This window comes from Aquibacillus koreensis (assembly GCF_025154055.1).
Lineage (GTDB): Bacteria > Bacillota > Bacilli > Bacillales > Amphibacillaceae > Aquibacillus_C > Aquibacillus_C koreensis.
Map to the genome: position 1 here is coordinate 17,121 of NZ_JAOALK010000012.1, position 23,458 is coordinate 40,578.

General features: G+C 39.0%; 20 protein-coding genes. 6 read left to right on the forward strand and 14 right to left on the reverse strand.

Annotated features, from left to right (window positions below):
• Positions 1 to 143 precede the first annotated feature (143 nt).
• Positions 144 to 905 carry an SDR family oxidoreductase gene (locus tag NYQ66_RS02685; protein ID WP_259866570.1) on the forward strand — a complete coding sequence of 254 codons (762 nt, stop codon included), beginning with the start codon at positions 144 to 146 and terminating at the stop codon, positions 903 to 905.
• 488 nt (positions 906 to 1,393) lie between these two features.
• Here the strand turns inward: NYQ66_RS02685 and NYQ66_RS02690 are convergent, their stop codons facing one another.
• The 4 genes from NYQ66_RS02690 to NYQ66_RS02705 all read right to left on the reverse strand — a co-directional run bounded on the left by NYQ66_RS02690 (position 1,394) and on the right by NYQ66_RS02705 (position 5,186).
• On the reverse strand, positions 1,394 to 1,912 hold the full coding sequence (locus tag NYQ66_RS02690) for a hypothetical protein (protein WP_259866572.1): 519 nt from the start codon (positions 1,910 to 1,912) through the stop codon (positions 1,394 to 1,396).
• A gap of 561 nt (positions 1,913 to 2,473) precedes the next feature.
• Entirely contained in the window at positions 2,474 to 2,722 is a 249-nt protein-coding gene (locus NYQ66_RS02695; protein WP_259866574.1) for a hypothetical protein, read from the reverse strand.
• 99 nt (positions 2,723 to 2,821) lie between these two features.
• On the reverse strand, positions 2,822 to 3,817 hold the full coding sequence (locus NYQ66_RS02700; RefSeq protein ID WP_259866576.1) for a tetratricopeptide repeat protein: 996 nt from the start codon (positions 3,815 to 3,817) through the stop codon (positions 2,822 to 2,824).
• A 148-nt stretch (positions 3,818 to 3,965) separates the two neighbouring features.
• The gene (locus tag NYQ66_RS02705; RefSeq protein WP_259866577.1) at positions 3,966 to 5,186 is read right to left on the reverse strand and encodes a Bcr/CflA family multidrug efflux MFS transporter; all 1,221 of its coding nucleotides are present in this window, start codon (positions 5,184 to 5,186) and stop codon (positions 3,966 to 3,968) included.
• A gap of 198 nt (positions 5,187 to 5,384) precedes the next feature.
• Here NYQ66_RS02705 and NYQ66_RS02710 point away from each other — a divergent pair, with 198 nt between their 5' ends.
• Positions 5,385 to 5,549 (forward strand): hypothetical protein, encoded by a 165-nt coding sequence (locus NYQ66_RS02710; RefSeq protein ID WP_259866579.1) that lies wholly within the window; start codon positions 5,385 to 5,387, stop codon positions 5,547 to 5,549.
• 257 nt (positions 5,550 to 5,806) lie between these two features.
• On the opposite strand, the gene NYQ66_RS02715 is transcribed toward NYQ66_RS02710, so the two are convergent.
• Entirely contained in the window at positions 5,807 to 6,784 is a 978-nt protein-coding gene (locus tag NYQ66_RS02715; RefSeq protein WP_259866581.1) for a glycerophosphodiester phosphodiesterase family protein, read from the reverse strand.
• 284 nt (positions 6,785 to 7,068) lie between these two features.
• Between NYQ66_RS02715 and NYQ66_RS02720 the strand changes: the two genes are divergently transcribed.
• The 3 genes from NYQ66_RS02720 (at position 7,069) to NYQ66_RS02730 (ending at position 8,640) form a co-directional block, all read left to right on the forward strand.
• On the forward strand, positions 7,069 to 7,458 hold the full coding sequence (locus NYQ66_RS02720) for a hypothetical protein (protein WP_259866583.1): 390 nt from the start codon (positions 7,069 to 7,071) through the stop codon (positions 7,456 to 7,458).
• Between the two features lie 335 nt (positions 7,459 to 7,793).
• The gene (locus NYQ66_RS02725; RefSeq protein ID WP_259866585.1) at positions 7,794 to 8,090 is read left to right on the forward strand and encodes a hypothetical protein; all 297 of its coding nucleotides are present in this window, start codon (positions 7,794 to 7,796) and stop codon (positions 8,088 to 8,090) included.
• A gap of 46 nt (positions 8,091 to 8,136) precedes the next feature.
• Positions 8,137 to 8,640 (forward strand): universal stress protein, encoded by a 504-nt coding sequence (locus NYQ66_RS02730; protein WP_259866587.1) that lies wholly within the window; start codon positions 8,137 to 8,139, stop codon positions 8,638 to 8,640.
• A 183-nt stretch (positions 8,641 to 8,823) separates the two neighbouring features.
• Here the strand turns inward: NYQ66_RS02730 and NYQ66_RS02735 are convergent, their stop codons facing one another.
• From NYQ66_RS02735 to NYQ66_RS02750, 4 genes are all read right to left on the reverse strand, one after another.
• The gene (locus NYQ66_RS02735; protein WP_259866590.1) at positions 8,824 to 12,138 is read right to left on the reverse strand and encodes a DEAD/DEAH box helicase; all 3,315 of its coding nucleotides are present in this window, start codon (positions 12,136 to 12,138) and stop codon (positions 8,824 to 8,826) included.
• A gap of 184 nt (positions 12,139 to 12,322) precedes the next feature.
• Entirely contained in the window at positions 12,323 to 12,769 is a 447-nt protein-coding gene (locus tag NYQ66_RS02740) for a hypothetical protein (RefSeq protein WP_259866592.1), read from the reverse strand.
• 129 nt (positions 12,770 to 12,898) lie between these two features.
• The gene (locus tag NYQ66_RS02745) at positions 12,899 to 13,087 is read right to left on the reverse strand and encodes a hypothetical protein (protein ID WP_259866595.1); all 189 of its coding nucleotides are present in this window, start codon (positions 13,085 to 13,087) and stop codon (positions 12,899 to 12,901) included.
• A 13-nt stretch (positions 13,088 to 13,100) separates the two neighbouring features.
• Entirely contained in the window at positions 13,101 to 14,297 is a 1,197-nt protein-coding gene (locus NYQ66_RS02750) for a class I SAM-dependent rRNA methyltransferase (RefSeq protein ID WP_259866597.1), read from the reverse strand.
• A gap of 247 nt (positions 14,298 to 14,544) precedes the next feature.
• On the opposite strand from NYQ66_RS02750, the gene NYQ66_RS02755 reads away from it, so the two are divergent.
• A complete protein-coding gene (locus NYQ66_RS02755) occupies positions 14,545 to 15,666 on the forward strand; it encodes an NADH-dependent flavin oxidoreductase (protein ID WP_259866599.1) in 1,122 nt (373 codons plus the stop codon).
• A gap of 471 nt (positions 15,667 to 16,137) precedes the next feature.
• On the opposite strand, the gene cydC is transcribed toward NYQ66_RS02755, so the two are convergent.
• From cydC to NYQ66_RS02780, 5 genes are all read right to left on the reverse strand, one after another.
• Complete coding sequence (gene cydC, locus NYQ66_RS02760; RefSeq protein WP_259866601.1) at positions 16,138 to 17,859, reverse strand: thiol reductant ABC exporter subunit CydC; 1,722 nt, start codon at positions 17,857 to 17,859, stop codon at positions 16,138 to 16,140.
• A complete protein-coding gene (gene cydD, locus NYQ66_RS02765) occupies positions 17,856 to 19,592 on the reverse strand; it encodes a thiol reductant ABC exporter subunit CydD (protein ID WP_259866603.1) in 1,737 nt (578 codons plus the stop codon). The genes cydC and cydD overlap by 4 nt, the downstream gene beginning before the upstream one ends.
• 15 nt (positions 19,593 to 19,607) lie before the next feature.
• Positions 19,608 to 20,648 (reverse strand): cytochrome d ubiquinol oxidase subunit II, encoded by a 1,041-nt coding sequence (locus NYQ66_RS02770; RefSeq protein WP_311202002.1) that lies wholly within the window; start codon positions 20,646 to 20,648, stop codon positions 19,608 to 19,610.
• 16 nt (positions 20,649 to 20,664) lie between these two features.
• Positions 20,665 to 22,002 carry a cytochrome ubiquinol oxidase subunit I gene (locus NYQ66_RS02775; RefSeq protein ID WP_259866605.1) on the reverse strand — a complete coding sequence of 446 codons (1,338 nt, stop codon included), beginning with the start codon at positions 22,000 to 22,002 and terminating at the stop codon, positions 20,665 to 20,667.
• A gap of 419 nt (positions 22,003 to 22,421) precedes the next feature.
• Positions 22,422 to 23,267 carry a DUF1206 domain-containing protein gene (locus tag NYQ66_RS02780; protein WP_259866607.1) on the reverse strand — a complete coding sequence of 282 codons (846 nt, stop codon included), beginning with the start codon at positions 23,265 to 23,267 and terminating at the stop codon, positions 22,422 to 22,424.
• Positions 23,268 to 23,458: the final 191 nt, after the last annotated feature.

Here is a 23,458-nt window from a genome sequence, read left to right on the forward strand (position 1 = left end):
CTCTTATTGTACACCTTTTGTAATACTTGTTGATTAGTCAACATAAATTCAACATTCCGTTGTTTGTACTTCTTTTCTATACCTATTATACTTTTAATGAACACATGTTCAATAAGTTTCTAAAACATTTGGAGGGATATAGGATGAAATTACAGGACAAAGTGGCGATCGTTACTGGGGCAGCTTCAGGCATGGGGAAAGCAATTGCAGAAATGTATGCAAGTGAAGGAGCAAAAGTAATTGTTGCTGATCTAAACATCGATGGTGCTAAGGCTGTAGTAAAAGCGATTACAGATCAGAATGGTATTGCTAAAGCAGTTCAGATGAATGTTGCGAAACAAGAAGATATTGACACGATGATTGATACAGCTGTAAGTGAATTTGGAACGTTAGATATTTTAGTTAACAATGCTGGTATTATGGATGGATTTGAACCTGTTGGGGATATTCTTGATGAGCGTTGGGACTTAATTTTTGATATAAATACAAAAGGTGTAATGCGAGCAATGCGTAAAGCATTACCAATTTTCCTAGAAAAAGAAAGCGGTGTTATTATTAATACTGCTTCCACTGGTGGCATTAGTGGTGCGCATGCAGGAGCTACTTACGGTGCATCTAAACATGCCGTCATCGGTCTTACAAAAAACACTGGTTTTATGTACGCACAAAAAGGGATCCGTTGTAATGCAATCGCTCCTGGTGCCGTAGAAACAAATATTTCTTCTTCCATGAAAAATATTAATCAGTTTGGCATGGAGCGCACAAAAGTGGTACAGGGTGTTATCCCTCGTATTGGACAACCAGATGAAATAGCAAAAGTAGCTTTATTCCTAGCATCAGATGACTCGAGCTTCTTAAACGGCACAGTTGTCACTGCTGACGGTGGTTGGACTTCAGCATTCTAGAATTCCGCTAAAAAATCTCGGTTAATCAAACCGAGATGTTTCCATTTCTTAGCCATGATTAATCGCATTATATGACTAGTGACAAAGACGCAATACCTCCGTTTTATATGCATCGAGACGATTTTCCTGTTTTCGAAATGGAAACGGGAGAACCGTCCCCTTGTTCACCCTTGTTTACTTCCGAATTTTATATTAACAGCTTTTCAGGTGAAATGATTCGACATAACATCTCAATTCCATACAGTTATTTCCAAGGAAATATATTCTTTGACATAGGATGATAGATTCCTATACCGCAATTTAATTAAACGTTTGTTTAAATATTTATAAAAAATTATATTTATTAAGATTACCTATTTCACAACAACAAAATGGGTACTGTGTTCTGTTGTAAGAAATGGTGAAATTAGACCATTTAGGCTAACAACTGTCCATCTAAATGGTCTCCTCGTTCACAATAATTCAGATAAGAGCCGTTAAATGTAAACTTACGAACCGCCTGCAGCACCATTACTAGCTGCAGCACTGTTTTGTTTTTGGATCATATTAACCCCCATGACAACAGCGATTAACTCTTCGTTTGATAGGTTGGATGAATGGTTTTTAAGGTTATATGCAGACGATTGGAAGAAGTTGCTTATTTTCCTGAATTCTGCAACTAACGATTCATTTTGATCCAAAATATCATAATCCTTAGAAAATGCTTCTGATCTAATGATATAATCTCCACTTCTATAAGATTGATAAACAAATTTTTTCGACAAAAAAGAAAGACGTTGCTTTAGTTTACCAATCTCTTGATCATGCTTATCCTTTACACTCCACCCACGTGAAAAAAATGGAAAGTTTCCTTTTATCATGACATTCCCATCTCTGTCTAGTATTTCAACACTTGATGAAAAAGCACTTTTTAGATTTAGTGAACCGATTTGTTCTTGGTTTTCATTATAAATCTCCGTGATACCCGCTGAAAAAAAGTTATCTTTAAAGAATATGGATCCCGACATCAAAACGCCCCCTATAGTGTACTTCTACTAGTATATACGGTGCATAGTTAGGAAACGTTTCATGGAAGTGTGTGTCGTCTGTGGTTAACAATAGTTTGGTTTCGTATTAGCGTAAGGACTGATTCGACATATCACCTCAATTCCCCACAGTTATTTCCAAGGAAATATATCCTTTGACATAGGCCAAAGGATTCATATGATTTAATAATTGTTCATTTACTAATCATATAGATTGATGAATATTAACTAAAAAAACATGGAAGAGTAATAAAGAAAACTACAATAGAGATGTCTCCCAATTCCGACTTGTGTTGACTGAAGACAATCTATATAGATGGGTTCGTGACATTAAAATAGTGCCTGTACCCTCCCGTAATCTGTCGAAACTAACAAGTCATGGCTAGGCACAGGCACTGCAATAAGTGCGATAATTTTTAATACTCCCTCAACCGCTGCTTCGCTTGATCATCACTTCTTAAAGCAGCTTTTCATCTTAAAAATTCGATTCCAATCCTTCTCTCATAACAAAGACTTAATCTAATATTTTTAAATTCATTACGCTTACAAAACAAGATCTAGTTCATAATCTTCAGAGTCATCCGCTTCTCCTGTTATGCAAGTGAAACACATATCCGAACCTACAATACCTGAACCAATTACCCATATTGGTTGATTACATTGCATGCAACCAATACCGTTTTTTCTCCTTTTAGCAGCCGCTAGGATATTTTTCTTTATTTCTTTTTTATTGTTATTTGACTTTTCATCAATCTTTTTGTTTACAAATTCGTCAATGGAAATAGGCACCATATACTAATCTCACAGACCTCTCTATTTAAATTTACTGTCATCAACCGTAAAATGTCGAATCTGACGTATCACAGTGTGTACAGACACTACCATAAAAATTCATAACTCCCCCAACCGCTGCTTTGCCTGATCATCACCTTTTAAAGCAGCTTTTTGATACCAATATTTCGCTTTTTTCATATTAACCTGGGTACCAATCCCACTCTCATAACAAAGACCAAGATTAAACTCCCCATAAGAGTCACCACGATCAGCTGCCATTTGATACCATTCTATTGCTTCGTCCCCTCGCCCATCTTCCACTGCCTCATGTCCTAGGCGATTTGCCGCAAACACATCACCAGCAAGTGCGGATTCGGTAAACCATCGCTTGGATTCTGCCATGTCTATTTCTGTCCCAACACCGTTTTCATACATATAACCAAGGGTGTACATGGCTTCTGGTACGCCTTTATCAGCGGCTTCCATAAAAATTTCTAGCGCTCTCTTTTCATCCTTTTCCACATACTCCCCACGCAAATACATGTCCGCATAATTGTTTAGCGCGTCCCCATGACCTTTTTCGGCAGCTTCTTTATAATAAAAATACGTTTTTTCCAAATCATGTTCCACAACTTTTCCAACAAAATATTCATTACCTAACCAATAAAGCGCATCCGCACTACCGGCTTCGGCTGCTGCTTGAAACCAGTCAAAGGCCCAACCACCGCGCTCGATTGACTTATAAAAGTGACCAAGTTGAAACTGGGCATCTGCGTTACCTTTGAAGGCTTTTTGATACAGGGAGATAACTTCCGCTTCTTCCTGTTCATCGATATAGATTACCGGTGGATCATTTGTGGGATTGATAGTTTCAGATAATATAATTTCTAAATCACGTAATAATATAGGTTTGTATTTTTTCTGAAAAGTAGTTACATGCACTAACTGCGTGTACAAGATATGCATATCGTCAGGAAGATTACTTGTTGAAGCAACACATTCTCTTAAAATCAAAGAAAGTTCTTCAAGAAAATGATCACTTGCGGTTAGATTTGCTAGTAGTTCAGCAGCTACCGAGTGACCATTTCTAGATAATTCTTGTTGCAAATCCACTTAAAAGACACCTTTCTATTATTCAATTTTCTAGAGTATCTCATATTTTAGGATAACTTGGAAGTACAGGGGTCTGACCCTTCTCATGGACAAATGTCCACAAAAGGGGTCTGACCCCCGCATACGGAGGGCCAGACCCCGACCTCTTCTATAAGTTATTATGCACTACCTGTTTCGTACCTTCTATTTTTAATGACGTTTTTCGAACGAATATAAAATAGGACAAAAAGGCTAATACGCTTGCTGATAGGATAACAATCCCCATTGGAATTGCTGTATGTTCCCCTGCTATTCCCGCAAGTGGGGCAGCTAATGATCCGAGTACGAATGGTAATACACCTAGTAATGCAGATGCACTTCCTGCAATATGTCCCTTTGATTCAATTGCTAAAGAAAAACAGGATGTCGCAATAATACTGATAGACATGACTAGAAAGAAAATCGGAATCGCCACAGCTACGATTGGTGCCTTTAACAGAAGAGCAGTAAGCAATATAATAGCAGAACAATTAGAAAGAGCTAAGCCGATCTTCAAAAATGTCTTCTCAGATACAATCGTTACTCGCCCTACAATTTGTGTACCAATGATTAATCCAACACCATTTATACCAAATAAGAAGCTAAACACTTGCGGCGAAACGCCATAAATATTTTGATAAACAAAAGGAATCCCAGATACATAGGCAAAGATTCCAGCAATCACAAAACCTTGCGCAAAAGCATAACCCGCAAATTCCCGGTCCTTCAATAAGGAGCCAAAATTCCCAATCACTTTCTTCAAATTACTAGGGATGCGCTTTTCTGTCGGTAATGTTTCTTCCAACTTCCATACTACAGTTAGCGTTAAAGCCAAACTAACGCTAGCCAAGACAAGGAAAACCACTTTCCAATCTGCAAAAGTTAGAATAGCACCACCCATGATCGGTGCTACAATTGGGCCAAGATTCCCAATCAACATCAACGTAGCAAAAAACTTCGTTAGCTCTCGTCCGTTATATAAATCCCGAACAATCGCCCTTGAAATAACCAGTCCCCCTGCCGCTGCAAACCCTTGGATAAAACGGGAAACAATCAATGTATAGATATTAGGTGCAATCGCACAAGCCAACGAAGATAGTAAGTACAAGCCGAGAAAAATAATCAAAGGTTTGCGTCGACCTTGGACATCACTCATAGGCCCAATGATTAACTGCCCTAAACCTAGACCTAGCAAGCATGTTGTTAAACTTATTTGTACTAATGAAGCTTTTGTATCAAAATCTTCTACAATCGTTGGAAAGGAAGGCAAATACATATCGATCGTGAAAGGACCTAATATGGAAAGGGAGCCTAACAGAAAAGCCAACTGTAACCGTTTATTCTTATTCAAATTTCTATCACCCTTCTACAATGTTGTATGAAACTCAGAAGCTATTTATCTTTGATTCTCTTATCACTTTAAACAGTGTATAACTTTAGAGAAGTTTTTTCACTATTTATGATTTTTAATATAGGGGTCTGCTCATTAAACAATTAACTGTCATAAAAGTTTAAATGCTTCGATAAAGTTAGGTAAGGAGGTGTGTTGATGCATCATTCAAAAGCATGGGTGATTGTTTGGTTTTTAGTAGCCATCGTACTAATAGGGATTGGTTTTCAAATACTTTACTTATCTGGTCAAAGTCAACCAGACACCGAAAATATAAACAATAATACGGAAGTTATCGATGATGAAGGAGCAGAATCTGATTAGTTCTTGGTATAAAGATCCGATCGTTTAGTAATGAGGATGTTTGTAAATTTTCCCACACTTACCTAGGATAAGTAACACCTATAATTCCCTCTTAAGAATAAAACTTTCCATAATAGCCTGTCACTACCATAATTTTTTATGACTTTTCAATTTTATTCCTTCGATAATAACTTTATGTAGAAAAAACAAATAGTGCCTGTTCGCCACCTGATCTGTTAAAAACGGCATATCACAGGTGGCTCACAGGTTTATGGCATTTATTTTTGTAAAACAGGAGCAATAATGTCAATACGATTTGTCCATATTCCACCTGTATAATTTGTAGGAAGATCTCCTATATCCTCTTTTTCATCATAACCTTCCGACCATTTGCCATCACCCTTAACGAGGACTACCCTTGTGTTAGCATTTTCCATTCGGTTTATAAATTTGTTTGGGAATCCCCACAAATAGGATGCAAACTTTTCTGGGATATGTAATTGCGTATTTTCGCACGATGCCGGTACATACCCTGTCCACCCAACTGCTGCGTATTGAAGTAGACACCCTTTTAACGTATCCATTGACATGACGCGTAGTTCAGGGCGTTTATCTTTCAACGTTGCGATTGGATTGTCGCCACCATAAATGGTAAGCTCTTTTAACCGTTCGTCTGGATACTTACGAAGATATTGGGACAAAAGCTCCCCTTCATTTGGGTCATTACTTTTGATATGAATTAAAAAAGACTGATCTGGAAAATGGGACAGCACTTCATCTAATGTAGGCATTAACCCGACTCCTTTCCCACGAAAAGGGTACGTTTCTCCGTTATTAGCCGTATAGCCATAACCAACATCTAGCTGTTTTAACTCTTTCATCGTGTGTTCTCTCGTTACGCCTTCTCCATCTGTTCTACACTCCAGTGTCCAATCATGAAAAACAGCAAATTCTCCGTCTGTTGTGGGATGAACATCGATCTCTACCACATCTGCCCCAGCTTCAAAAGCCGCTTCCATGGAAGGGATGGTGTTTTCTAAATAAGGATGATCAGGTTCGTAAATTCGCTCCGCAGTACATGTTTCACCAGTAATTCCTTCCATATGGAAAGTCTGTGCTAATCCACGATGAGCTAACAAGAAAGGCTCTCTATCAGTATCCTTAGTAAATAAGGAAGTGTTATTTAGATACATAAATGCGACTAAAATAAAAACTAGGATGAAAAACCTTTTGAGTGTACGTTTTAATTTTTTCATATTTCCTCCCAAAGTTCATAATACCACTTAGCTCATTTTAACATTCTAGTCTCTTAAATCCTTCACTATTTTTGTTAAATGTGAATCAAACGCTGCCCACAACGCAGACAGCCGCAACCATTACGAATCGAAACTTCCCGCATCCTAAACGAAGAATAGCACAGTAACAACTCCATCCAGCACCGCATACCAAACCATGCCATGGCTAAGACTAGAAATACACTTCATATTTACAAGAACGTTTGTTCGTATTATAATAAAAAATAAAAAGCGAGTGTTTTTACATGCTTAATCAACAGATGAACACGACTCTACACGCATATATTGTTTTACCTATGGTACTTAAAGTATTTAAACAAGATTATGCTTTCTTTGAAAACGAGCAATTGATCGCTAAGATTGTATATTTGGATAAATTAGATACAGTGATTGCTTCTGTCCAGGATGACCTTGCTACCGTTAAGAAAACGATCTATAACACGTATCACATGAAAGTACGGAACCTTGGGAAGCAAGATGGTTTTATCCGTTATGACTGGCAAACACCTGACGACTCTGGGGATTTATTATTCACCCCTGAACAGCTACGCGATCTCACGAAAGATATGATGCGTTTATATTTGTTTGGCTTCTTATCTCGTAAAGTAACGCCTTCGAATAGAGCATGGTTTTAAATTTTTTTGTAGTGCCATTAAGCGCTGTTAAATTTGTAAACTGATTTTTTTAAAAAAAAATCGAGTGGCGGCAACCACTCGCGAAAGTGACAACAGAACGCATAATGTGCGGATGACCAAAGTTTGATCAGTAATTCAAAAGAAGTAGCCGTTCCCCTTAATCGAGGGCGGTTACTTCTTTTTTGTTTAGGTGTACGACAATAGTGATATGTTCCTATTGAAACACAATTAACATATGTTTGTTACATTCGTTACGTATTCTTAAACAAATGAAGCGTTTCAACAGGAGCATAAACGTGTAAATATATAGCAAGCAAATGATAAGGAGGAAAAAAATGACACAACTATTATCCACAAAAGTTGTAATTAAAGATTATATCCCTGTTCAAAACATGCTTACCATCTATGAGATAATGAAGAATTTTAATGGCTCCATCTACTTGTTAGATCAACAACGCCTGATACGCTCTGATCACCTATCAAGATTAATATCCTTTTTACTCACTTGTAAAAGCAATAAGGAAGTAAAAATGGTTATCAAGGGGAAGGACGCACAAAAAACGCTTGCATTACTCAAAAGCTACTTAACCAATCAGCATCACAAAAATAACGCACCGTTATTAACCAAATAAAATTTGTTTTTTTATCGCTTTTTACTAAAAAAGGGAGTGGATCATAATGTGTAACACTAGAACATTTTCAAAAATATTAATCGCGTTCGACGGAACAGAAGGAAGTGTCAAAGCATTAAAGACGGCGGAAAAAATGGCTAAGCTTCATGATGCTTCGTTGACAGTGACTTATGTGTACAATGGCACAGCTGCTAGTAGGGATACGGATACTTTTGAATCCGTTATTACTCCTATAATTTATAACTCCGCAAATGCAACAGCTAGTGATGATCGTAACGTTTATCATCAACAGTCTAACGTAACAGAAAACGTGTCCGAAACTATTCTCTCAGATGCAAAAAACAGATTAACAGATGCAATTACAGAAGTTAATTATCATATTTTAGAAGGGGATCAAGCGAAGGAGATTTGTACATTTGCTAATGATGAGGAATTCGATCTAATTGTGATTGGAAATCGGGGGCATACAGGTGTGAAAAAAATTGTCCTTGGTAGTGTTAGTAATACGGTAACCAATCTTGCTAATTGCCCCGTATTAGTCGTTAAATAAAAACACGTACCATGATAAACCGGTGCCTGTAATCACCCGTCAAATGTCTACACCGACAATTCACGTGCGGTCACAGGCACTACATTCATTACTTACGCCAAAATATTAATCTACATATTTGCCGCTAAAAACCCGTCGCTTTTACACCATTCGTGAACACAAGAACCGTCCCCCTGTTTACACCTAAATATTTAATATTTCCCTAATTTCCTCTTCCGTGATTCTTGATAGGCTTTCTTCTCCAGGCTTGACTACTGTTTCAATAAGTTCCTTTTTGTTTTGTTGGAGCTCATAGATTTTTTCTTCAATCGTACCTTGCGTGATTAATCGGATGACTTGTACCACATTCTTTTGTCCAATTCGGTGCGCTCTTCCTGCCGCTTGCTCTTCTACGGCTGGATTCCACCAAAGATCATACAAGATGACCGTATCTGCTCCAGTTAGATTAAGTCCAGTATTTCCTGCTTTCAAAGAAATTAGAAAAATGTCAGCTTCTCCTTGATTAAATTGATCTACCATGTTGACCCGTTCTTTTGGAGCCGTTTGACCGTCCAGATAAAAGAAGTCTAAACCAGCATTCGTTAACTGTTCACGAATAATGGAAAGCATGCTCGTAAATTGTGAAAAGATCAACATTCGTCTACCATTTTCCATACCATTACTGACAATTTCAACTAATTGTTGAAGTTTTCCCGAATCTCCATTGTAATCATCCAAAAACAAGGAAGGGTGGCAACATAATTGGCGAAGTCTCGTCAAACCAGCTAGGATTTTCATACGGCTTTTTTGAAAGCCTTCTCCTTGAATCGATTCCTTTGATTCCTTTTGGATTCTTTCCAAATAGGCCAAGTACAGGTTTTTTTGTTGATTCGTTAGTTCAGAAAAGGTCACTGTTTCTATTTTGTCAGGTAATTCCTTTAATACATCCTTCTTCACCCTACGTAACAAAAACGGGCGAATCATCTTTGCAACCTTTACTGGTTCAAGTTGACGAAATGCCTTCTGATTAGGAAAGAAATTTGGAATTACCGTTTGAAAAATGGACCATAGCTCATCAATTGAATTTTCAATCGGTGTTCCACTAAGCGCAAAGCATGTTTCAGCTTGAACATCTCTGATCGCCTTTGCCGTTTTTGTTGTATGATTTTTAATAGCTTGAGCCTCATCCAATATAAGTGTGCTAAATGTAAGTTGACGATAGGTATCAATATCCTGTCTCAATGTCGGATAAGAAGTAATCCACACATCTGGCAACAACTCACTTTGTAAATTTTCAACCCGTTCTTGCGGGTTTCCGATTATTACCTCAACGGTTAACTCCGGAGCGAATTTTTGAAATTCATTTTTCCAGTTATAGACTAACGATGCAGGAGCAACAACCAACGTTGGCTTCATGTTGTCTTTATTTACTAGCTTTTCAGATAATATGTAGGCAATACATTGCAATGTCTTTCCAAGCCCCATATCATCTGCAAGAATCCCTCCTAATCGGTAATATTTCAGTGTTTTAAGCCATTGGAAACCGAAATACTGATAGTCTCTTAACTCCGCTTGCAAGGAATCCGGAACATCGAATTCTAGTTCTTCGGGATTTTTCAAACGGTTTAACAGTCGACGAAACTGCTTGCCGTACTTGGCATAGCTTCCGTTCTCTTTATCTACGATCTCATCAAGTTGCATGCCTCTGTATATCGGAAGCTGAATGGTTTCCTTTTCCAATTGTGACGGCTGAATCTTAAACTCATCCAACACGTTCTGCATCATTTGGAGTTCTTCCGATTCTAGTGAAACGAATGCACCACTTGGAAGACGATAATACTTTTTCTTTTCAACAACGGATTGGAGGATATTTTTGACCTCTTCCTGATCAATCCCTGCCATATCAAAGTTTACTTCTAGCCAATTACCTGAAGAATCTACATCAATGTTGGTAACTGGGGCTTGACTGTTCGGTAAAATGAATGACTTAACTGCATTGGTTAGTAGAATTTCTGTTTTGTCCTCAAGTTGTGGGAGAATTTCATATAAAAATGCAAAGATTTCTGCTTCCCCTTCTACATAAAGTTGTTTACCATTAAGCTTTATAGAAGTCGTTTCGATCTCATCCATAATCGCTTGTTCTTTCTCTGCATCCCTCATTATGATTGGAGCCCCATTGTCCAAAGCCTTTTCTTCAAACGGATTAATCTTATGTTCACCATAGTGAAACGCTAATGTAACATGGAGAAGATCATCCATACGTTCGACATAAAGCTTTGCCTGGAGAGGGAATTTCACAATATCATTTGATACTTTATCCGAGATCGCCATTTTACCAATCTTGCCAATTCTAGGTGCAACCTGAGATATAAACGGCTCAATTTGATCATTAGCAATTGGCAGCAAAGGACTATGTGACCTGTTCATTAATTTCTTTAGCTCCTGAATCAGTAACTGTTGCTCATCAGAGATTTTGTAAAAATTATTCTCGGACATAATGAAACCGTACAAATCCAAATGTTGAACGGTTAGAAGCTCTGATAAGTCCAATTGAAACCCGTCTAATCCCCCTTTATCCAACTGAATAGAAAAAGGTAGATCAGACTGATAGAGGTTAATTTGATCATACGCTTTACCATCCGTTTCAAAACGAACCACCTCTTTTGCAAAATGGTTAAGAAGTTGATCAACAATCATTGGGGGAATCATAAGCGCGCGTTCATCCCATCCTGATCCTCGGTAATAATCAGATTGCATTTTCTGGTAGGCTTCTTCAAATTTCAAGGCATCCAGCAATAAATCAATAATTGCTCGGTCTTCTTGTGTAAACTCCTGTTCAGTTGGGTCATAGGTGAAATGCTTTGTAAAAGGATACTGTGTCTGAAATTTCACGGCATTAAGAAAGGCTTTTATTTTTTTGACTACATAGGTTCGCTTTTGCCCGACCTTCATTTCCAGGGATAATAGTTGGCTTTTCGCATAGTAGGAGTGATTTAACTTAATGATCCATTCTACTTGTAAAGGAGATTTCTTTACCCCTCTCTTATGCGCTGAATTTTCTTGTGCATAACTAGAAAGGTTTTGTATAAATTGATTCGTCAGCTGTTTGACATAGATGGCTTGTCTTTCTGCGTTCTGTTTCTCGATTTCCTGTTGTTGCATGTGAAAATTTTCTTGCTTTATTCGATTTCTATCAAGCATAAATTGATTATAGACTGCAGCATTACTGGACCTTGCTGAATTACTATAAATTTCAAGCATGACGGCAGCTATATGTTTGCAAGGTTCCCAATACTGATTAAATGCCGGACAGTTGCACTCGGAAGAAATTTCGTCCTCATCTTCTTCAATCGTCACAAGATAGGATCTTGATCCTTTTACTTTAGCACTCCACATATTTTTAGTAGTGTCATGATACAAATCGCTAACACGGCCTTCACGATAATAACTATAACCTCTGCTGTAGACAATCGTTGTAAACATATCTTTTATGTCATCTATTGTTAAGGGTTCCATCATCAGATTACCTCCACGATAACTAATTACTATTCTATCCATTCAATTGAATTATCTATTATTTCAAATTTAATTACTAGATATATGAATGCAAAAACTGTGTTTTCCTAACATATAAAAAAGTGTCAGGCACTAGACAATTGTCCTTGTCTAGTGCCTGACACTTTTATTCTAATAAATTATACCATCACTTACGCCAAAATCCTTCTTGCTCTAAGTAATTGGCAGCTCCATTATAGGTAGGAAATGTACCGTCCAACATGTCTTCTGCATAGATGTTCCACAGGTCAAAATCATGGACAACTCTTAGCACTTGTTTCTCCTTATTTATCCAAAATTCCTCGAACGTAGACTCAGACAAGGATGCAATGGATTCTTGAATAATGTTACGAAGCTGTTGCTCTGTGAAATCACGTATATTAACCATGCCTTTATGGTCAGTTTCAATGTTATCATTTTCAATCAATTCCGCGTACACAAATCCGTTTCCATTCGGATGGAGATGGTACACCACCAACGTTTTATCCTGGATACTATCTTCATAATGAAAATTGACCCGACCAAGTGACACGTCTTTTCGATGCAACTCCGGAAAAGATCCAATAATCTCTAGCTTTTCTTCAAATGTAAGCATGTGTTCCTCCGATAATAAGTATTTATGAAAATCATTTATAGTATAACAGAAACAGGGGGACGGTTCTCCCGTTTCCATTTAGCCCTATATTACATATTTGTGTGCACAAGAACCGTCCCCATGTTTCCATTATTTTGGGCGGTCTAGTTTTTGGTATGCTTCCATGTATTTGCCGCTATTCGCTACGTAGGAATAATAGAGTGCTTTGATGGCGTAATTTTTTTCTAAGTCCATTTCGACTTTAAGCCTTTTTAACTCATCATGTAGTTCTCGATGTTGGTTTATTAATTTCGTCATGATTGTTTTATTGTATTTCATTTCGTCACACCTCCTAGTTCATTACCTTGATAAACACCACTTTTAAATAGTTAAATTCCGGATAGTTATGTGGCACAGTAAAATCTTCTGGTAATTGATATTCTTCTAAAATGTTGTAACGTGTATTCGTTTCGGTAAATGCTTTATCAATGAATGATTTAAACTTCTTCATGTTAAAGCTTGCGTTATTGGTGGAGGCTATGATTAATCCGCCATTATTCGTGATTTTCAACGTATCTTTAAGTAGCTTTGGATAATCTTTTGCCGTACTAAATGTCATTTTCTTTGTCCGCGCAAAGCTTGGCGGATCTAATACAACCACATCAAACTTCAAACCATGACGCTCGGCATAACGAAAGTAATCAAACACATTCATCACTTTGATGTCCTGTGCCTCGTAGTCAATGCCGTTAACTGCAAATTGCTCGATTGTCTTTGGTAAGCTTCGTTTTGCTAAGTCGACACTCGTTGTCCCTGTCGCTCCTCCAAGAACAGCAGCTACAGAAAATGCACCGGTATAGGAAAATGTATTGAGTACCGTTTTCCCCTCTGCATAATGATCTCGTAAGGCTTTTCTTACCTCACGTTGGTCTAGGAATATCCCTGTCATTGCCCCATCATTTAAATCTACGGCATAGTTCATCCCGTTTTCCATAACAATTAACGGGAAGTCTCCCTTTTCCCCAGACACATAATCATCTTGCTCCAAATATTGGCCATTCGTATTAAAACGTAATTTTTCATAAAGGCCACGGACCTCTACGACTTCATGTAATGCCTGATAAATGTCGTCACGGAATGAATATATACCTTCACTGTACCAACTCACCAAATAATAGCCGTTAAAGAAATCGATGATTAACCCACCGATTCCATCTCCTTCCCCATTAAACACGCGAAAAGCAGTCGTATCTTCCGCGTCATAAAAGCGCGCACGCTTCGCTATTGCTTCCTTCATCTTTGTAGCAAAAAACGCCGCATCTATTTTTTCCGTTTCTTTACGCGTTAAAACCCAGCCAATTCCTTTATTTTGCAAACCGTAATAGCCTGTCGCAATATACCGGCCATTTGGATCTACGATGCGAAGGAGACTTCCTTCTTCCATCGCCACTTCTGAGCTTTCCATCGCTTCTTTAGCAAGTAGTGGATAGCCTTTTGTTATATCTTTTACCGATTTTGCATGTAACTTTACCTCTATTTGTTGTCTCATCCTGTCATCCTAACTGTCTTGATTTCTTTCATTATGACATGATTTAATCGATTTAGCGAAAAACGAGCTATATTTCCATTTAAATCAACTTGGCCAAACTCCCCTTAACTTAGTAGTTCCTAGTCATCATCCAAAATATTACACCTTCCATAGGTAGCTTGGTTAAAATAGAAAAGCAAAAAAGTGTACAGGGGCCGTTAATTTCATTATGATTGCTTTTATATGTTAAAAAGGGGGAAACAGATTGATGACAAATAACAATAATAAACTTCTTTCTTCCTATACCTTACCGGATGGTATAGAGCTTAAGAACCGTATCGTGATGGCTCCAATGACGAACTTCTCATCGAATCCGGATGGGACAGTGTCAGAGCAAGAGGTGAACTATTATGCACGTCGGTCCGCTGGCGTAAGTATGGTTATTACTGCGTGTACCAATGTCACCCGAAATGGACAAGGGTTTCCAGGTGAGTTTGCTGCGTATAGTGATGACTTCATTCCAAGCTTAAGGCAGTTAGCGACGGCGATTAAAGACCAAGGCGCAAAAGCTATCTTACAAATTTTTCACGGAGGCAAAATGTGTCCGCCTGATTTAGTCGATGGCGATGTAGTTAGCGCGAGTGATATTCCTGCAGAAGGTGCGAACAGCCCTATCCCTAGAGCATTATCTGAGGTTGAAGCAGAAGAGATGATCGATGCCTTTGGAGAAACAACACGACGAGCGATTGAAGCAGGTTATGATGGTGTGGAAATTCATGGAGCGAATGGCTACCTTATTCAACAATTCTTTTCTGCCTATTCAAATCGTAGAGACGATCGTTTTGGTGGAAGCCTTGAAAAACGCATGGCATTTCCTTTAGCGATTGTTGAAAAAGTAAAAAGTGTAGTGGACAAGCATGCTACATCGCCTTTCATTGTTGGTTACCGTTTTTCTCCAGAAGAAGCAGAAACACCTGGAATCACAATGGATGACACGCTTGCTCTAGTTGATACACTAGCCGACCAAGGATTGGATTATTTACATGTATCACTGCAAGATTTCCATTCCACTCCTAGAAGAGGTGTGGACGACTTAACAAAGACACGGATCGCCTATTTATTAGAAACGATCAACAATCGCGTTCCGCTCATTGGTGTGGGATCTATTTATAGTGCAGAGGATGCGCAAAAGGCAGTCGAGTCTGGCATTCCGCTTTTAGCCATAGGTAGAGAAATTATCATTGATCCAGATTGGGTACAGAAATTAGCTGAAGGTAGAGAAGATAGCATTGTTACGAAGCTTGACAAAGATAAGCAAAAAGAACTTGTTGTTCCCGATGCTTTGTGGGGAATTATTACAAATACACCAGGATGGTTTCCTGGCATTTAAGGAAACATGGGGACGGTTCTCCTGTTTCCACTATTGTCATAAAAATAAAGCTGCTTAAAAAGCAGCTTTATTTTTATTCTTCTTCTTTTTTATCATTACTGGATTTACGGTTTCCTTTTGCATATTTGCCCTGACGACCATACTCTTTGTTTGTTTTTTCTTTGCGATTTTCTCCACTTTTACCTTGTACCATGATATACCTCCTAAAAATTTTAGAGTGCAATTCACTCTGTGATTTTTAAATTGTATCTCACAATTACACATACCCGAATCTATGCTAGCTAAACTAGATGCTAGTTGATATTAATAGAGGTTGCTAGAAATAAACGGAGGGACGGTTCTTCTGTTTCCATTTACCACCTTTTACATTTGTGTACACAGGAACCGTCCCCATGTTCACTGTCCTCCCTGGGTGGAATTTTGTCTTTCGACAGGGTCAGACCCCTTTTAAAAAGAAAGAAGGACCCCTCTTTATAAAAAGACGCTCTTTTCTATCTGCTTCATTTGATAGAAGTAGCCTTTTCTTTTGATTAATTCGGGGTATGTTCCAGTTTCGATGATTGTGCCTTTGTCCATCACGATGATTTGGTCCATTTGTTCTAATCCGGTTAGTTTGTGGCTGATGAGAACCACCGTACTCCCTTTTGCTTGTGTGAATAACTTGTTCATCACGCGCTGTTCTGTAATCGGATCAACAGATGAGGTTGGTTCATCAAGAAATAAGAGGCTGCCCTTTTTAAGTATAGCTCTAGCAATCGCAAGCCGCTGTTGCTCGCCACCTGAGAGATTTGCCCCTTTTTCTAAAATGGTAGCGCCTAAGGATAGATGGTCTAGTTTTACCCACGAAAGTACTTCATTCATTTCCTTGTCAGAAATATGTTCACCTGCAAGCTTTAAATTATCTCTGACCGTACCATAAAAGAAGTGATTGCTTTGGAGCACAGGGGAGATGTTTTCCCAAAACTGATCTTCATCTAAATCAGCTAACAGTTGCCCCTGTACCGTAATTGTTCCACTAGACGGCGAATAAAGCTTTAGTAATAGATGCAGCAATGCTGATTTCCCACAACCACTTGGTCCAACGATCGCAGTTTTGGAACCGCTCGGTAAGCGTAACGAAACATTAGCTAGCGTAGGACGATCTTCTCCCGGAAAATAAAAATCAACATTTGCACATTCGATTTCCGGTGCTTTCTGCAAGTCTACTACTTTGTTTTTGTTTTTCCGTTCTTGCTCGTTTTCAGCTTCATCTATAATAGAAAACAGCCGCGTTGAAGCATTTCTAGCATCTTCGAAATAACTCGGTGCCTCTGTCATTGGCGTAGCCGTTTCAAATACCGTTAATGACACGAGAACAAGCATGGCTAAAAAAACGCCATCAAGCTCATTCGCAGATACGAGGTAAGCCCCTAAAGCAAGCACAGACCAGGAAGTAACGAGCGAAACCCAGTGATTGACTGCAAAATTTAATTGTTCCTGCTTTCCTCGATCTTTTTGTTCACCAATGTAAACGTCTGAGGTTCGACGCAGTGCCTTTTCTTTCAAAGGGACTTTCCGATAAAGCTTTAAATCTAAAAAGCCATATAAAAATTCAGTTGTGTCCGTAGACAGTTGCGCGCGAAGCTGTCGTATATTTGATTGGATCCCCCGCTGTTTTATAGCAAAAATCAGGGGAATACAAAACCCGGTCAAGATTAGTCCTGTTAAAAGGACTAATGCCACAGGCAAGGAAAATAGTGTTGTAAAAATAATCGTTGTAAGAAAAACAACGAGCATGACAATTGGTGGATAAATAACGCGAAGAAAAAAATGTTGCAGGCTTTCGACATCACCAACAACCCGGGCTAACAAGTCACCACTGCGAAACCTTTGAAAAAGGGATGGCGCAAGGCCTTCAAGTTTTGTAAAAAAATAGGTCCTTACATTACTTAGTATGGTAAACGTAGCCTTGTGCGAGTAATAGCGCTCTGCATATTTGCTAAAGGCACGAATGACGGTGAATAATTTTAACAATGCTACAAAAATCGTAAGGATATAAAGCGGGGGAAGCAGTGCTGCCTTTGAAACGATATAACCACTGATTGCAAACACGGCAACCGTGGATATGCCAGCAAATACGCCAAAAAATACTGAAATGTACATATCTTTTCGTTCGATGAACATCAACTTGATTACAGATTTTAATTCCGTCATCCCGCCATACCTCCTTGCTGTTCTTTTAACATCGTCAAATAATCCTCTGTATTTTCCATTAACTCTTCATGCGTACCTTTTCCAATTAACGTCCCTTTTTCAAGATACAAAATACAGTCTGCTTGTTTGATGGTATGTAAGCGGTGAGCGACTGTAATGATTGTCGCGTTTTGGGCCAGCTCTTGGATTGATTGTTGCAAAATGCTCTCTGTATAAAGGTCCAATCCGACGGTAGGCTCATCAAACAAGATAATCGAAGGCCGTTTTAAAAAGGCACGGGCAAGTGCAATCCGCTGTTTTTCCCCACCAGATAAACCTCTGCCCCCTTCCCCAATCACCGTATTGGCGCCATCTTCTAATTGATCGATCAGCTCTGTGAGCCCTGCTTTTTCTATGGCATAGTTCAGCGCTTCTTCGGAGATATTTTTCCCAGGGCAAGCAATCAGGATATTATCTTTAATGGTGCCCGAAAAAATGTAAGGGTCCTGCGATATATAAATGAGCTTGTCGAACCATTCTCCTTCATCATAGGTAAAAAGCGACTGCTTATTAATCAAGACTTCTCCGGTTGAAGGCGCATACATCCCAGCAATTAAGTGCAGTAAGCTTGTTTTGCCAGAACCACTTGCCCCAACAATAGCAATTTGGCTATAAGGTTCGAATGTTGCTTGGATCCCCTGTAAAGAAAAATGATCCTCCCCATACGTAAAGGAAAGATTGTTCAGCCCGATACTTGGAGGTCCAGCTATTTGTGACAACCGTTCGTTCCCCCAAGTAATGGTCTGATCAGATTCTGCTAGCTCTTCTACAATTTTTTTGGCAGCAGCAATACTTCCTTTACCTGCATGGAAGGCACTGCCGACATCCTTTAACGTTTTATAAAATTCAGGAGCAATTGCCAGGACAAAAAATGCTGCAAAAAAAGAGATGTTTTGATAAACGACAAGACGAAGTCCAACCTCCAACGCAATTAACGCGATCCCAAGCATCGAAATGAGCTCAAGTACGAGCGATGAAAGGAAGGCGAATTTAAGTACATCCATGGTTGCTGTACGATAATCCACGCTACTCTGTTTTATGGCTGCCGCTTCTTCCCTCCCTTTTCCGAAAAGCTTCAATGTGATTAACCCTTGCAAGCTATCCAAAAATTTCCCTGCAAGGGCAGTGAGGTTGTCCAATTGTTGGAGTGCCTTTTTCTCCGTTTTTTTCCCAATGATAATCATAAAAATGGGAATGAGAGGAGCCGTTACAAGCATAATCAGCCCTGAAAGCCAGTTTTGCCAAAACACTGCTGCTAACAAAATGAGTGCTGCAATGGAAGATAAGATCCGTTGTGGATAATATTTACTAAAGTATGGATCGATTTCATCCACCACATCTGTAACCAGCGTGACGCGTTTACCTGATTGCCCTTTGATAGACGTTTGAATCGGGTTATGGCTGTAATGCGTAAGCAATGATTCTCGAAACTGTTTTTTTGCTTTCGATGCCATTCCAATACCGATTTTTCCATGGATATAGGAAAAAATCCCCCTTACTATAAACACAACTAGAAGCGCTGCTAATTGCGAAATAACATCTGAAAACGGCTTCTCTTCTAAAAAAATGAGCATGACGATCGACACAATCAATAAAGCTTGTGTTACCGTCATCGCCCCAATCACAAACGCAGTAAACGAAAGAGAATAAGTGTCCTTTTTCTGTTTTTTGGCAATATCTTTTAGTTGCTTCACTTTATGTCCTCCTAGTTACCGTACATCATCCACTTCTTCATTTGTAAGATACCGCTTATCTTTAAGGAACAGACGCCAAAACCAGTAGAATAGTGGCACGATAATGGCCATACCGATTCCATATCCCCACAGGAGTGAATAAAACATTTGATTATTTGTAAGCGCATCATATAGGGTTAGTTTTGGATAGACAATGTAAGGCATATGGCTCCAACCATATGCAAAGCTTGCTAAGCCTATTTGAATCATCATAAATACGACAGCAACCCGAGGCTGCCCGACTCGCCCTTTCCTCGAAGGCCACCATAGTGCACTATATCCAACCGAAAAAACAATAACGCTTAATGCAAATAGATGCCATTGACTTGCCATATTTTCAACCATCCACATCGCTTCTGGAATAAGTGTCATCGTTGCAGCAACAGCCATACCAATCATGATCGGACCTAAGATGATCGCATTTTTTCTATACACCTTATACGTTTCCATTGATTTCGCTTCTCTCGCATAATCGCTTAGGAATAGCGAGGATAGAAACAATTCAGCAGCTAAACCAAAGCCGATGTGTGCATACAGTGTTGGGCTAGTGAGCAGCCTGTCATACAGAATATAATGACGGTCACCAACCACTTCGACAAACCCTCCAATAATGATTGGAAGGATACTTAGCATGAGCGCTGGAATTAATAGACCGGTAATGCCAGAGATGTATGTAAATGCTTTGGTGTATTTTTGTACCGAATAGGAATACACCATAAAAGCGCTCCTTATAATCAGTAAAATAAGCACAAAGCTTACTGGAACAATCATGATCGAACCTAACGTAAAGGCAGCGTGCGGAAAAAATCCGACTAAAGCTACCACAAACAAAACTAAGAAAACATTCGTTACTTTCCAGGAAGGCGTTAAGTACAAGTTAGCTATGCTTGCTGCTGTTGTATCTTTTCGTCCAAAATAAAACATCGACCAAAAGCCGGCGCCAAAATCGATCGCTCCCCCTAATGCATAGAAAAACAAAAACAACCAGATGATGATAATCGCAACATAAGCTTCCATTATATTTTCCCTCCTTCTAAACCGATGGGCTTTGACTGTTAAATTCATTTATAAGTGGATTGCGGCGGAAATAGAAACGCATTACTAGTGCTGTTATGACTAATAAGAAAACATACAGCGTAAGAAAGATGACAAAGAATGTGCCGAGGTTTGCAGATTTCGTTGCCGCTTCTGCAGTCCGTTGTATGCCATAAATTGTCCAAGGTTGTCTTCCAATGCAGGCAAAAATCCAGCCCGTTTCAATACCAAGCATGGCAAGCGGTCCGCTTCCTATTATAGGAATGAGCAGCCAATTCGGATATTCTCGTTTCTTAAAAATAAACCGATAAGCTAACGCGCCAAATGATAGCCCAATAAGTAAAGTCCCAATGCCTACCATGATGTTAAATAATGTATGAACAAATAGCGGTGGCCACTCGTCCCGCGGAAATTCATTTAGTCCAACCACGACCCCGTCAAGAGAGCCGGTTGCCAGATAGCTGAGCATTCCTGGTAGCTCAATACCGCCGACAACCCGATTCGCTTCTGGGTCAGGTGTACCAAAAATCGCTAGTGGAGCATTGGACTGTGTTTCGAATAGGCCTTCAGCTGCTGCTAGCTTAACGGGTACGTTATTATGTAATCCTACAGCAGATGCATGACCATTTGTTGCAGTCCAAATCGATGTAATGGCACCAAAAACAAGTGCAACCATGAGCCCTTTTCTATGATATGTTTTTTCACTTGCTTTCAAATTAGGTTTTAATAATTGATAAGCTGCAACGGAAGCAACGACAAACGCAGTTGCCATATAGGCGCTACTTGCCACGTGCACAGCTGTATAGCCAAAGGCTGGATTTAAGACCGCTTCCCACGGACGAACATCTGTAATTTCTCCATTCACAACATTAAATCCAGTTGGTGTATTCATCCATGATTGTACGTTCGTAATTAATACAGCAGATGCAGTAGCCCCAAGTGCGACGAAAAAGACACTGATGATCCGCATCGTAGAACTTAATCGACTAGCAGCATACACATAAATCGAAAGGAATAAAGCCTCTATAAAGAATGCGAATATTTCTAACGTAAAAGGTAAAGCAATGACTTGTCCTACGACCTCAATAAACCCTGGCCATAATAATGCAAGCATGACAGCTACAATCGTGCCGGATGGAATTGCCACTCCAAGTAAAATAGCGACAGCTTTGGTCCATCTCTTTGCAAGGATTCCATAATCATCGTCTTTTCGAACAACTCTCAATATTTCAGCAATGAGAATCATTAGCGTAAGCCCAACCCCTAATGTCGCAAAAATAATATGAAAAATCAGGGAAGACCCAAACAGCATTCTAGCAAGCAAAACATTATCCATCATACTCTCCCTTTCAAACATAATTTACATGGTTATTCTTGATCAAGATGGATATTTTATACACCCAACTTTCGAATCAAAAACGTGAACATGGGGACGGTTCTCCTGCGTACTTTTTCTATTTGGATACACAAGAACCGTCCCCATGTTTCCAATTACATAAAGAATGCCGAGTGGCGGGGCCACTCGGCATTGTAACTATACATCGCTTAAAAAAGCGTTTGTCCGAATTCATAATGTTTAAACAAAAAGTGGAAACATAGGGACGGTTCTTCTGTTTCCATTAGGGAAGTCTATCATCATTCTCATCTATGGTTCACAATTAGCTAGATTGGTTAGATATTGTGCTGCACGAGAGCGTTGATGGTTACCTTTTACTAAACTAGCTAAAAGAAGTCACCCGTTATTTCAACAAAAATTCAGTATTTTCCTAATCCCATATGTTGATATCTTCCCCTGGCGATTTGGTAAACGCCGTATAAAAATAATCCTATTGCAGCTATTGCAAGTATTATTTGTCCATAAGGCTCTTGAGACAATTCAGATAAAACACCATCTAGCCCTTTTGCTTGATCAGAATCTGAAGTCCATGCGGTTTTAATAAAGAAAAAACCAATCATCCCAAACACAGCTCCTCTTGAAACTAGACCTAATCTCCCAGCATTTTTAGCGATTTTATACTCATGAGCACTCATATCTTCTGTATGAAAACGTTTCATGAACTTTGTCGTAATTCCTTTGCAAAGCTCCAATATACCGTAGACGATGATAGCTATTCCTAATCCAGCTATGAGCCATTGCCCAAAAGGTTGTGATAATAATTTGGCACTCCATGTTTTTTCCGTATTTCCACTACTACTTCCAGCATGTAATGCAATGCTAAAAGCACTATAAATAAGTCCACCATAAATAATGGCAATTACCAAACTTGCTCCTCTTGAAAAAAGTTCTTTCCATCCCTTCCCTTTATTCTGGGGTGCTTTGATAACTTTAATGAATAACCACATTTCATATAATAATAATCCAATCGCAATTAACCAAAGTAAAATCTCTCCAAAAGGCATTCCAGCCAAAGACCGAAACATACCTTGCGTACCTGACGCGTTACCCCCAACGCCGACCGCTGCCATAAACGTTAATATACCAACCATCACAAACACCAAACCCCTTGCCATATATCCAATTCTTGCAAGACGCCTAATCCATGGCTTTAATTCCTCTTTAGCTTCTTGGGTAGATGCGTTGGTTGAATTAGTAATCCCCATTTGCATCCTTCTTTCTAAAATATTTGTAGTTTCACCTTGTATTCCCTGCAATATAAAAAAGAAACCTGGATAGTCTTAAGATTTAATTAACAATTCCCAGTATATAAAAACAACAGCCCCCAAAGAGGAAATAAATTAGTTGCCATCTACTGCAACTCCTGAAACCACCATTATATATGGATTACTAATTG

Coding starts and splice junctions, on each gene's coding strand:
- NYQ66_RS02685 (WP_259866570.1), top strand. CDS start 144: ATGAAATTACAGGACAAAGTGGCGATCGTTACTGGGGCAGCTTCAGGC.
- NYQ66_RS02690 (WP_259866572.1), bottom strand. CDS start 1,912: ATGTCGGGATCCATATTCTTTAAAGATAACTTTTTTTCAGCGGGTATC.
- NYQ66_RS02695 (WP_259866574.1), bottom strand. CDS start 2,722: ATGGTGCCTATTTCCATTGACGAATTTGTAAACAAAAAGATTGATGAA.
- NYQ66_RS02710 (WP_259866579.1), top strand. CDS start 5,385: ATGCATCATTCAAAAGCATGGGTGATTGTTTGGTTTTTAGTAGCCATC.
- NYQ66_RS02715 (WP_259866581.1), bottom strand. CDS start 6,784: ATGAAAAAATTAAAACGTACACTCAAAAGGTTTTTCATCCTAGTTTTT.
- NYQ66_RS02720 (WP_259866583.1), top strand. CDS start 7,069: ATGCTTAATCAACAGATGAACACGACTCTACACGCATATATTGTTTTA.
- NYQ66_RS02725 (WP_259866585.1), top strand. CDS start 7,794: ATGACACAACTATTATCCACAAAAGTTGTAATTAAAGATTATATCCCT.
- NYQ66_RS02730 (WP_259866587.1), top strand. CDS start 8,137: ATGTGTAACACTAGAACATTTTCAAAAATATTAATCGCGTTCGACGGA.
- NYQ66_RS02735 (WP_259866590.1), bottom strand. CDS start 12,138: ATGATGGAACCCTTAACAATAGATGACATAAAAGATATGTTTACAACG.
- NYQ66_RS02740 (WP_259866592.1), bottom strand. CDS start 12,769: ATGCTTACATTTGAAGAAAAGCTAGAGATTATTGGATCTTTTCCGGAG.
- NYQ66_RS02745 (WP_259866595.1), bottom strand. CDS start 13,087: ATGAAATACAATAAAACAATCATGACGAAATTAATAAACCAACATCGA.
- NYQ66_RS02750 (WP_259866597.1), bottom strand. CDS start 14,297: ATGAGACAACAAATAGAGGTAAAGTTACATGCAAAATCGGTAAAAGAT.
- NYQ66_RS02755 (WP_259866599.1), top strand. CDS start 14,545: ATGACAAATAACAATAATAAACTTCTTTCTTCCTATACCTTACCGGAT.
- cydC (WP_259866601.1), bottom strand. CDS start 17,859: ATGACGGAATTAAAATCTGTAATCAAGTTGATGTTCATCGAACGAAAA.
- NYQ66_RS02770 (WP_311202002.1), bottom strand. CDS start 20,648: ATGGAAGCTTATGTTGCGATTATCATCATCTGGTTGTTTTTGTTTTTC.
- NYQ66_RS02775 (WP_259866605.1), bottom strand. CDS start 22,002: ATGGATAATGTTTTGCTTGCTAGAATGCTGTTTGGGTCTTCCCTGATT.
- NYQ66_RS02780 (WP_259866607.1), bottom strand. CDS start 23,267: ATGGGGATTACTAATTCAACCAACGCATCTACCCAAGAAGCTAAAGAG.